The 11,743-nt window shown below is 61.6% G+C and carries 7 protein-coding genes; all 7 read left to right on the top strand.

Annotated features, from left to right (window positions below):
• Positions 1–2 precede the first annotated feature (2 nt).
• The 7 genes from bcsZ to ACCC96_RS19685 all read left to right on the top strand — a co-directional run bounded on the left by bcsZ (position 3) and on the right by ACCC96_RS19685 (position 11,688).
• Positions 3–1,244, top strand: a complete 1,242-nt coding sequence (gene bcsZ, locus ACCC96_RS19715; protein WP_413696685.1) for a cellulose synthase complex periplasmic endoglucanase BcsZ — start codon at positions 3–5, stop codon at positions 1,242–1,244.
• Positions 1,220–5,080 carry a cellulose synthase subunit BcsC-related outer membrane protein gene (locus tag ACCC96_RS19710; RefSeq protein ID WP_413696684.1) on the top strand — a complete coding sequence of 1,287 codons (3,861 nt, stop codon included), beginning with the start codon at positions 1,220–1,222 and terminating at the stop codon, positions 5,078–5,080. The genes bcsZ and ACCC96_RS19710 overlap by 25 nt, the downstream gene beginning before the upstream one ends.
• A 17-nt stretch (positions 5,081–5,097) precedes the next feature.
• Entirely contained in the window at positions 5,098–5,766 is a 669-nt protein-coding gene (locus ACCC96_RS19705) for an SGNH/GDSL hydrolase family protein (RefSeq protein ID WP_413696683.1), read from the top strand.
• Positions 5,763–6,437: an alginate O-acetyltransferase AlgF gene (locus ACCC96_RS19700; protein WP_413696682.1), complete on the top strand. Its 675-nt coding sequence runs from the start codon at positions 5,763–5,765 to the stop codon at positions 6,435–6,437. The genes ACCC96_RS19705 and ACCC96_RS19700 overlap by 4 nt, the downstream gene beginning before the upstream one ends.
• A gap of 18 nt (positions 6,438–6,455) precedes the next feature.
• Positions 6,456–7,865, top strand: coding sequence for an MBOAT family O-acyltransferase (locus ACCC96_RS19695; RefSeq protein ID WP_413696681.1), 1,410 nt, complete (start codon positions 6,456–6,458; stop codon positions 7,863–7,865).
• A complete protein-coding gene (locus tag ACCC96_RS19690; protein WP_413696680.1) occupies positions 7,865–9,019 on the top strand; it encodes an alginate O-acetyltransferase AlgX-related protein in 1,155 nt (384 codons plus the stop codon). Before ACCC96_RS19695 ends, ACCC96_RS19690 begins: the two co-directional genes overlap by 1 nt.
• Positions 9,020–9,264: 245 nt before the next feature.
• Positions 9,265–11,688: a glucose/quinate/shikimate family membrane-bound PQQ-dependent dehydrogenase gene (locus ACCC96_RS19685; protein ID WP_413696679.1), complete on the top strand. Its 2,424-nt coding sequence runs from the start codon at positions 9,265–9,267 to the stop codon at positions 11,686–11,688.
• Positions 11,689–11,743: the final 55 nt, after the last annotated feature.

Below are 11,743 nucleotides of genomic sequence, written 5' to 3'. Positions count from 1 at the left end.
GCATGCCTGTGTCGTCCATGAGCAGCCGGGCTGTTTCACTTCGCCAGTACCTGCGCGGTAACACGCGCAGGTTGAGCGTTGTGCTTGCGCTCGCCCTGCCGGTGCCTGCGATAGCCGCTACAACTCCCTGTGAGTTGCCGGCCTGGCCACTGTGGCAAACCTATGCAACGCGCTTCGTCCAGGCCGACGGCCGGGTTCTGGAATCGAGCCTGGAGAACAATCACAGCACTTCTGAAGGGCAATCCTACGGCATGCTCTTCGCACTGATCGGCAACGATCAGCCACGCTTTGACAAACTCTGGCGCTGGACATCAGCCAACCTCGCAGGCTCCGCCACCGCCACTCGCCTGCCAGGCTGGTTATGGGGGCAAGGCACGGACGGTCAGTGGCGCCTGCAGGACGCCAATTCGGCTGCCGACGCCGACCTGTGGATCGCCTACGCCCTGCTCGAAGCCGCACGCCTGTGGCATCGGCCGGACTATCGCCAGGATGCCCTGCGCCTGATGGCGATGATTGAAACGCAATTGGTCGTCACGCTGCCCGGGTTGGGCCCGATGGTATTGCCTGGTCCACAGGGTTTCGTCCTGCCGGATGCGCTCTGGCGCCTGAACCCCAGCTACCTGCCACTACCACTGTTACGGCGGCTGGCCAAGGAAGCCCCCAACGGGCCCTGGCAAGCGATTGCCAACAACACCGCAACGATGATTGCCCAATCAAGCCACCACGGTTTCGTCGCTGACTGGGTCGGTTATCAAGGCACCTCCGCGCAATCGGGTGTCTTCGTAAGCGACCCGATCAACGGCGACACGGGCAGCTACGATGCCATTCGCGCGTACCTCTGGCTGGGCATGAGTGACACCTCCGAACCGCTGGCAGCGCTCCTGCTCAAACGGCTGGACGGCATGGCTCGCAGCACTGTCGCGACGGGCTCCCCCCCGGAAACAGTCCGGATTCTCCACGGCAGTGTTCAGGGTCAGAGCCCGTTCGGATTCTGGGCTGCACTGATTCCCTACCTTGAGGTCAAGGGGCATCCCCGGTTGGCCGATCAACAACGACAGCGCGTGGGGCTCGCCTTGCAAGAGGCGCTGGCCAGGCCTGATGCCGACGCCAGTCCGCCGCGTTACTACAACTTCATGCTTAGCCTGTTCGCGCTCGGCTGGGCAGATAAACATTACCGATTCCGGGAAGACGGAACGCTGAAACTCTCCTGGGAGACCGCATGCACGCGCACCACCGCACGCTAGCCATCGCCGTCATGAGCGCATGGACGGCTGCTGCACACGCTCAAAGTCCGGCGCCACAGACATTACTCGTCGAGCAAGGGCAGTACTGGCAGTCGCACAACAACCCTCAACGCGCTGCGGAAGTCTGGCAGAAAGTCCTGCTGCTGGACCCGGTCCAGGTTGACGCACTCTATGGCCTGGGCTTGATCGGCGTGCAACAGGGCAAGCCACAACAAGCGCAGCAATACCTCGCCCGCTTGCAAGCCATCCAGCCAACGCCTCGACAGGCTCTGCAATTGGCGCAGGACATCGGCATGGCCCAACCGCAGAACCAGCAGCGCCTGGAAGAGGCTCGGCGCCTCGTCGATGCCGGTGAGCGTGACAAGGCGACCGCCGTGTTTCGCTCGCTGTTCGATGGCCGCCCACCTCAAGGTACGATCGGCCGCGAGTATTACAACAACCTTGCCTTCAATCAGGCTGACTGGGCGCAAGCACGCAGCGGATTCCAGCGCCTGCAACGTGAGATGCCCAACGACTCGATCGTCGCGCTGTTTTACGCCAAGCATCTGGTCCGTCGTGAAGACAGCCGTGCCGAGGGCATTCGTGCACTGGCCGCGCTGACCCAGCGTACCGACATTGCCGGTGATGCCGACGAAAGCTGGCGCCTGGCACTGACCTGGATCGGCCCGCCCAATCCGGCACAAGTACCGTTGTTCGAGGCGTACCTCAAGACGCATCCGGATGACGTGGAAATCCGCGCGCAGATGAACAAGGGCAAGCAACAGCCGGCAACGACGGCCAGCAAGGAATGGCAACCGCCCGCCGAAGTCGCGCGCGGCCTGAAGGCGCTCAAAGCAGGCGATCAGGCCACCGCTGAGCAGGCGTTTCAAGCACGCTTGAAAACCCAGCCCGATGACGCTGACGCGCTGGGCGGCCTTGGAGTTATTCGCCAGCAGCAACAGCGACTGGCCGAAGCGGAAAAGCTCCTGGGTCAGGCCACGCGACAACACAACGGCAGCCGCTGGCAAGTGGCGCTGAACGAAGTGCGCTACTGGTCTGCGTTGCAGCAGGCCCGCGATGCCCAGGCCAAAGGCCAGACAGCCCAGGCACAGGACTTGGTGAACCAGGCGCTGCGGCAGAATCCAAACGGGGCGGATGCTCTCCTCGCCCTGGCGGATATTCAGGCCAGCGCGGGCCAGTTCGATGAGGCTCAGCGCAACTATCGGCAAGTTTTGAATCTGCGCCGCGACGACCCTCGAGCACAGGAAGGGTTGGTTAATGTGCTGCTCAAGAGCGGCAAGAACGATGAAGCCCTGCAACTGATCAACAGCCTGCCAGCCACCGGACAGGCAAAGACCGGCCAGTCTGCACGCCTGCAAGCCTTGCGCGCGACGCAACTGGCCGCCCTCGCCGAACAACGCAACGACCTGCCCGCTGCGCGCAACGCCTTGCAAGACGCGCTGCGCGTTGAGCCGGACAACATCTGGACACGTTTCGCCCTGGCCCGCCTGAACCTGGCGATGGGCGAACCGCAAAAGGCTCGGGACCTGATCAACACCATGCTCCAGGCCCACCCCGACAATGCCGATGCGCTTTACGTCAGCGCCTTGCTGTCGGTCCAGATGGGTGAGTGGAAAGCGGCCCAGGCAACCTTGGGACGCTTGCGCCCCGACCAGCGCACCCCGGACATGGAAGCGCTGGCCGCAGATGTCAGCCTCAACCTGCAACTCAGCCAGGCGATCGGGTTGGGCAAGCGCGGACAGCGCCAGGAAGCCCTGACCTTGCTCGATCGTATTCAGCCGATGGCCAACAACAGTCCAGATCGCACGGCGAGCCTGGCCTCGGCCTATGTCGAGATCGGCGAGCCGACCCGAGCGCTGGCCCTCATGCGCGGCCAGTTGCAACACACCCCTGCGCCCTCGGCGGACTTCATCCTGCAATACGCCGCGGTCCTGCTTGAGTCCGGAGAAGACGCGCAAGTCAACGAGATTCTGCGCGACCTTCAGAACAAGCCCTTGAACGCACCGACTCGCAAGCGTTTCGACGACCTGCTCCATCTCTATCGCATCCGCCAGGCTGACCATCTGCGTGAACAAGGCAATCTGGCCAGCGCTTATGACACGCTGGCGCCCGCACTGGCGCAACGTCCCGGTGACAGCGCCGCCGTCGCGGCGCTGGCGCGAATGTATTCGGCCAACGGCGACACGGCAAAAGCCCTCGAACTCTACAAACCGCTGTTACAACGTCAGCCAAACGACCCGCAACTGCTGTTGGGTGCCGCCGACGCGGCGGTGTTGGCACATGACACAGGCTTTGCCGAACAGGCACTGCAACAGTTGCTCAAGACCGAATCCGGCAACCCTCAAACGCTGACCGAAGCCGCACGCCTCTACCAGAACATGGGCAAGACCGGCACGGCGACCGATCTGCTGCGCAAGGCAGTGGCCATCGAACAGAGCGAGAAACGCAGAAACCAGAGCGGCCAACTGGCCGGTTCGACAGTGGCGCCCAACCCTTTTGCGGGGGTGTCGGGGCCACGTAGCGAGGTCAGTCGCGACACCTTGCTGGCAGCGATCCCGCCACCGGCTCAGGAAATGCCGGGCAGCGTGAGGTCTACCTCCCCTTTTGGCATCGACGCCCTGCCAAGGCCCCAGCAGGCGAGCAATCCATTCGAGTCGCAGCTGCCGCGCGCAGCACTGGTGAGTGAAGACATCAGCCCCGCGCAACTGGCGCTGAATAAAATCCTTCAGGAGCGCAGTGCCTACGTCACCCAGGGCGTGAGCATTCGCAGCAACAACAGTGAGTCGGGGTTGAGCAAACTGACCGATATTGAAACGCCGCTGGAAATCAATATCCCGCTGGATGAAAACCGCGTCGCCCTGCGCGTGACACCGGTCTCGCTGAACGCCGGCAGTGCCAGCGGCGAAGCACTGCAGCGCTTCGGTAGCGGTGCGCAGAGCGAAGGCGCCGGCTCGCAAAAAGCCGAGGGTGTCGGTCTTTCCGTCGCTATTCAACGGCCCGCGGATGGGCTCAAGGCCGATCTCGGCACCACCCCGCTCGGCTTCAAATACTCCACCGCCACGGGCGGCATCAGCGTTGATCGCCCCATAAGCGACTCCTCTAATGTCCGCTACGGGGTGAGCGTTTCCCGGCGCCCGGTGACTGACAGCGTTACCTCGTTTGCCGGCACCACGGACAAACGCAGCGGGCAGTCCTGGGGCGGTGTGACCGCCAACGGCGGACGTGGCCAGTTGAGCTATGACGACAGCGAAGTCGGCGCCTATGGCTACGCCTCCTGGCACCAGCTATTGGGCAACCATGTCGAATCCAACAACCGCAGTGAACTGGGCAGCGGTGTCTACTGGTACCTGCAAAATGCAACGGACAGCAAGCTGACCGTCGGCCTGAGCATGACCGGCATCAGCTACGCGAACAATCAGGACTATTTCACCTATGGACACGGCGGCTATTTCAGTCCGCAGACGTTCTTCGCCCTGGGCGTACCGGTGACCTGGGCACAACGCACCGGGCGCTTGACGTATCAAGTCAAGGGCTCGGTCGGCGTGCAGCATTTCGAGCAAGACAGTGTCGACTATTTCCCGACCGACAAAGCCCTGCAGGCGGCCACGGGCCTGCGTTACGCCGGGCAAAACAAAACCGGGATCGGCTACAGCGTCGCCGCGGCAGCTGAATACAAGGTCGCTTCGAACTTCCTGCTGGGCGCCAATCTGGGCCTGGACAACGCCCACGACTACCAACAATTCAGCGGTGCCCTGTCTTTGCGTTACCTGTTCGAGGACATCAGCGGCCCCATGAGCCTGCCGGTCAGCCCGTACACCTCGCCTTATTCCAACTGATCATTCTGGAGTTTTCGATGCCCACTTCTGCCCTTGCCGGTCTGACTCTCCTTGTTCTTGGGGAGAGCCATATGAGCCTCGCGGACCATTTGCTGGAGCCGCTGCACGACAACCTGACTCGCCAAGGCGCCCTGGTTCACTCCATCGGCGCCTGTGGCGCCAGCGCTGGCGACTGGCTGATCAGTAAAAAGGTCGACTGCGGTGCCGAGCGCAAAGGCAACGAAAAGATTGTGATCAAGGGCCGTGACGCCACCACCACACCGATCCAGGACCTGATCGCCGCCGACAAACCCGACCTGGTGGTACTGGTCATCGGCGACACCATGGCGTCCTATGACAAGCCCGTGTTTCCGAAGGCCTGGGCATGGCAAAGCGTCACCGGCCTGGCCAAGGCCATCGCGGCCACCGGGACCCGTTGTGCCTGGGTGGGCCCGGCCTGGGGCAAAGCCGGCGGCATGTACCAGAAGAATGATGCCCGCACTCAGTTGATGTCGCAGTTTTTGGCTGCGAACGTGGCGCCTTGCACCTACATCGATTCGCTGACGCTCTCCAAACCCGGGCAGTGGATCACCACCGATGGGCAGCACTTCACCGTCGCCGGTTATCAAGCATGGGGTACTGCGATTGGTGGTGCGTTGGCCAAGTTGCCCGCCAACACCGTCAGCAGCACAGGAGCCGGCAAATGACCCGGTCCGCATGTGGCTGGGCGCTGTTCCCGCCCTTGATGCTGAGCCTGCACGCCCAGGCCGCCGACATTGCCCTGTACCCGACGGGCCCGGATCAAGACTCGGCCTTCTTGCGCTTTATCAACGCCGCCGACCGCCCCTTGCAGCTGCTGGCCGAAGGCTCGCGGGCCAGCCTCAGACTCGAGGGTTCGAATGCCGTGTCCGATTACCTGCCCGTGCCCGCCAACCAGCCGATCAAGGGCACCCTGGAACGCAACGGCAAAAGCCAGCCGCTGGACATCCAGGTGGCAGCAGGCGAATTCGCCAGTGTGATCGCTTTGCCAGACAGCGCTCAAGGTATCCGCCAGGTCGTCATCCGTGAGCAACCCGACGATTTCAATAGCCTGAGAGCCTCGCTGGCGTTTATCAGTGCCGATCCAGCGTGCACCCAGGCCGGTTTGCGTGCTGCGGGGAAAAACACCGAACTGTTCAAGGAGGTGGCCGACGGCAGCGTGCAACGCCGAGCGATCAACCCGGTCAGCCTGTCGGTTCAATTGGTCTGCGCCCAAACCAACGTCGGTGCCCCGCTGGACCTGGGCCAGCTCAAGGCCGGCGAACGCTACAGCGTTGTGCTGCTGCCTGGTGCAAATGGCCCGCACCTGTTGCTCGCGACTGACGTCCTGGCCCACTGATCGGATCGCGCCACCACCATGGTTTTTGCCTCTCTCGAGTTTCTGACGTTGTTCCTGCCGCTGTTCTTGTGCAGCTATGCAGTGTGCCCAGCCGCCTGGCGCAACGTCACGTTACTGATCGGCAGCTGGCTGTTCTATGGCTGGTTGAGCCCTCGGTTCCTCGCAGTGCATGCGGTGCTGACGATCACGGCGTGGGCCGGCGGCTTGCTGATTGACGCCTTGCGGGAAAAAGACAAGGGTCGCGTGCGGCTACTCGTGACATTGATCGTGCTCAACACGGCGGTGCTGTGCTGGTACAAGTACGCCAACATCGTCGCCGGTACGTTGATCGATGCCCTTGCCTGGTCTGGCGCCATGCCGCTGGACTGGCAGCGAGTCATCATGCCGGCCGGGCTATCGTTTATCGTCTTGCAGGCGATTTCCTATCTGGTGGATGTACACCGCCGCACCGTGCCGGTCGAACGCAGCTTCATTAATTACGCCACCTATATTTCGATGTTCGGCCATTCGGTCGCCGGTCCCATCATTCGCTATGACTGGGTTCGACGTGAACTGAACCAGCGTCACTTCAACTGGCAGAATTTCTCGCTGGGCGCACGCCGGTTCATGGTCGGGATGAGCATGAAGGTCCTGGTGGCCGACACCCTGTCGCCGGTGGTCGATGTGGCGTTCAATGTGCAGAACCCAAGTTTCTCTGACGCCTGGATCGGCTGCCTTGCCTACTCCTTGCAACTGTTCTTCGACTTCGCCGGCTATAGCGCCATGGCCATTGGTCTTGGATTGATGCTGGGCTTCCACTTTCCCGAGAACTTCAACCGTCCCTATCTGGCCAACAGCATCCAGGACTTCTGGCGCCGCTGGCATTTATCGCTGTCCAGCTGGCTGCGTGACTATCTGTATATTTCGCTGGGTGGCAATCGCAACGGCACCTGGAAAACCTATCGCAACCTGTTCCTGATCATGGCCATCGCCGGCCTCTGGCACGGTGGCGATAGCTGGAATTATCTGCTGTGGGGCAGCGCCCACGGCATTGCGTTGTGTGTGAGTCGTGTCTGGAACAGCTCTACCCTGCCCCCGTTACAGCCAGTGTTTTCCCATGGGCTGACCCTGCTGTTCGTCTGCCTGGCCTGGACACTGTTCCGCGCCCCCGACTTTCATAGCGCGCTGAGCCTGTATGCCGGACAGTTCGGCCTGCAGGGCATTACCCTCGGTGACGAACTGTCCGCGACCCTACGCCCGGTACACGGCCTTGCGGGTTTGCTGGGGGTGTTCGGTGTCGTTGCACCGTTGTTGCACCCTTACTGTGAGAAACGACTGGGCGGCCTATTGCTCCACACCACCGCCCTTTGGCCCATCGCCGGTTTCATGCTGTCGTTCGCACTGATCGCCAGTCGCGAAACCGTACCCTTCCTGTACTTCCAATTCTGATGACAAGCCTAAAGCACATCCCGCCCCCCACTCAGATAGATGATCTGGCGACACGCAGCAGTCGGTTGGCAGGCGTGGTACTGCTGATATTCCTGTTCGTCGGGCTGCTGTCCTCTGGCCGTCTGATCGTTTCAGAGCAGATCTCGCTGTTACCCGGTAAGGTGCTGACCTCGCAGATTCTTGACGGTGATATCACTCATCGGATCGCCAAGGAACTGTCGAACGCTTACCTCCCCACGACCTTCGCCGAGCTGGAGCGCGGAGTCAGTTGGCTGCTCCTGAACGACACCGGGCCGAGGGTTCGCTCAGGTTGTCCTGGCTGGTTGTTTTTGGCCGATGAGCTCAAGGTTAATCATCAAGCGCAGCGCAATGGCGATGCCAAAGCCCAGGCCGTGATTGATCTGAAGCAGCAGCTCTCCCAGCGTGGTATCAGCCTGCTGGTGGTCATCGTTCCAGACAAGAGCCGCATCGCTTCCGAGCAGCGTTGCACACTGCACCGCCCAGCTGCTCTCGAAGGACGCATCCAGGCCTGGACCTCAAAGCTGGATGCGGGCGGCGTGTCGAATCTGGACCTCACCGCTGCGCTGACGCCACTGGGCGCCAGTGCCTGGTTGCGCACCGATACGCACTGGAGCGAATCCGGCGCGAAAGCGGCGGCCGATGCCATCACACAGCGCCTGAAGACCCTGGGCATCAGCGCCACGCCAAGCAGGTCGTTCAATGAACGTCATGCCCCGCTCGCGGTTCGACCTGGGGATCTGGTCCATCTGGCGGGCATCGACTGGCTGCCGCTCAAATGGCAACCCGCACCCGACATGGTCGCCCAAACCAGCACCCACGAACTTCCCGTTGCGTCAGCCGCAAACCCTGACACTGAGGCAGACCTTTTTGGCGATGCCGACCTCCCCAACACCGCGCTCATCGGCACTTCATTCTCACGCAACTCCAACTTCGCAGGGTTTCTGCAGCAGGCACTGGGCGCCCCCGTGGGTAACTTCGCCAAAGACGGCGGAGCGTTCTCTGGCGCTGCAAACAGCTACCTCAACAACCCGGCTTCCAAAGAAACGCCGCCAAAGCAAATCATCTGGGAAATCCCGGAGCGGGACCTGCAATCGGCCTACATCGACCCCATTGCCTATCGCTCGTTGCGGTAGGCCAATCACACCTGGCTGAAGGCAATCTTCGCCAGCTCGCCCCGCGTGTTCAGGGGCAATCCTCTCGATTGTTACCATCTTCGCAACAGTGTTTCTCCTTTCCGGCAAATGACAATTTGTCGCAGGGTCCGATTTTTTTGATATCTTTGCGCTATTAACCAAATAGTTAACAACTATTTTCAGACTTGCCTTCACGACTCTTAACCCTCCCCACAAACGTTCATGCGTCAGTAGGATCATGCAACATGACTAAGTCTCGACCTTCGGCATCCGTCAGCCGCTGGCCCATCTGGGTCGTCGCCTTCGGCGTGCTGGTATTTGGATTATTCTTCGCAGCAGGTGGTGGTTACCTCGCCACGCTGGGTGGCAGCTGGTACTTCCTGCTCGCCGGTTTCGGTTTGATCGTCTCTGCCGTACTGCTCTTCAAGCAGCGTCTGCAGGGTGCCTGGCTGTTCGCGGCGGTGATGGTGCTGACCGTGATTTGGGCGCTGGCCGATGTCGGATTGAATTTCTGGCCACTGATCTCTCGCTTGTTCGCCCTGGGCGTGCTGAGCCTGTTGGTGGCATTGGTCTACCCCCATCTGCGCAAGGCCAATAGCCTGGCCAGCGGCCGCAGTGGCTACGCTCTGAGCGGTGTGCTGGCAGTCGCCATCGTTGCAGGTGGTGCCGGTATGTTCGTTCCCCATGCCCCTGTTTCGCCGACCGGTGACGGCCCAGGGCTGACCAAGGTCGACCCCGCCAAGGCCCAGAAAAACTGGGAACACTACGGTAACGACGAAGGTGGCGGCCGCTTCGCCGCTCTGGACCAGATCAACCGTAGCAACGTCTCGAAGCTGGTGCCGGCATGGACCTACAACACCGGGGACATCGCGATCAGCGACGGCAATGGCGCCGAAGATCAGATGACACCGTTGCAGGTTGGCGACAAGGTGTTCATCTGCACCCCGCACAACAACCTCATCGCCTTGGATGCCGACACCGGTAAACAGCTGTGGAAGAATGAGATCAACGCCAAGACCCGTGTCTGGCAACGTTGCCGCGGTATCGCCTACTTCGACGCTACCGCTGCACTCGCCCAGCCTGCTGACGGCAGCACACCTGTCAAACCCGTGTCGATACCGGCCGGCGCCAACTGCCAGCGCCGCCTGCTGACCAACACTATCGATGCGCGCCTGATCGCAGTGGACGCCGATACAGGGGAGTTCTGCCAGGGCTTCGGTAACAACGGCCAGGTTGATCTGAAGGCAGGTCTTGGCGACGTCCCTGACTCCTATTACCAGCTGTCATCGGCACCGCTGATGGCCGGGACCACCGTGGTGGTCGGCGGCCGTGTCGCCGACAACGTCCAGACCGACATGCCAGGCGGCGTGATCCGTGGTTTCGACGTCGTCACCGGCGAGATGCGCTGGGCATTCGACCCAGGCAACCCCGAAGACAAGCAGGCTCCGGCGGCCGGCAGCACCTACGTGCGCAGCACGCCCAACAGTTGGGCACCGATGTCCTACGACCCGGCGATGAACACCGTGTTCTTGCCGATGGGCAGTTCGTCCACCGACATCTACGGCGTGGAACGTACGGCACTGAACCACAAGTACGGCGCTTCCGTTCTTGCACTGAACGCAACAACCGGCGAAGAAAAGTGGGTCTACCAAACCGTCCACAACGACCTGTGGGACTTCGACCTGCCCATGCAGCCAAGTCTGATCGACTTCGCCAAAGCTGATGGCAGCAAGGTGCCCGCCGTCGTGATCGGCACCAAAGCCGGGCAGATCTTCGTGCTTGACCGCGCCACCGGCAAACCGCTGACCAAGGTGGAAGAGGTTCCGGTCAAAACCTCGAACATCCCGAACGAACCTTACTCGCTGACTCAGCCGAAATCGGTGGGCATGCCAGCGATCGGTGCGCAAACGCTGACCGAGTCGGACATGTGGGGGGCAACGCCGTTCGATCAACTGCTCTGCCGTATCTCGTTCAAGAAAATGCGTTATGACGGGCTGTACACCGCACCAGGCACCGATATCTCGCTGAGCTTCCCGGGCTCGCTGGGAGGGATGAACTGGGGCGGTCTCTCGACTGACCCGGTACACGGTTTTATCTTCGTCAACGACATGCGTCTGGGCCTGTGGATCCAGATGATTGCGGCGCAGAAAGATGCCAAGGCCTCCTCCGGTGGTGAAGCACTGAACACCGGCATGGGCGCGGTACCGCTCAAAGGCACCCCGTATGCAGTGAACAAGAACCGCTTCCTGTCGGTTGCCGGCATCCCTTGCCAGGCACCGCCTTTTGGCACACTGACCGCGATCGACATGAAAACCCAGAAAGTCGCGTGGCAAGTGCCGGTCGGCACCGTCCAGGACACTGGCCCGTTGGGTATCAAGATGCATCTGCCGTTGCCGATCGGCATGCCGACGCTGGGCGGTACGCTCTCCACCCAGGGCGGCCTGGTGTTCATCGCCGGTACACAGGACTACTACCTGCGCGCCTTCAACTCCGCCGACGGACAAGAGGCCTGGAAAGCCCGGCTACCCGTGGGCAGCCAGGGTGGCCCGATGACGTATGTGTCGCCGAAAACAGGCAAGCAGTACGTTGTCATCACCGCGGGTGGTGCGCGTCAGTCGCCCGATCGCGGCGATTATGTGATCGCTTACGCGCTGCCTGATAGCAAGTAAGCCAGTCACACCTGAAACCGCTGCCGCCGTGTGAACGTGGCAGCGGTTTTTTATT

The organism is Pseudomonas sp. Pseusp11 (assembly GCF_047304405.1).
Taxonomy (GTDB): domain Bacteria; phylum Pseudomonadota; class Gammaproteobacteria; order Pseudomonadales; family Pseudomonadaceae; genus Aquipseudomonas.
This window is presented reverse-complemented; position numbering and strand designations above follow the sequence as displayed.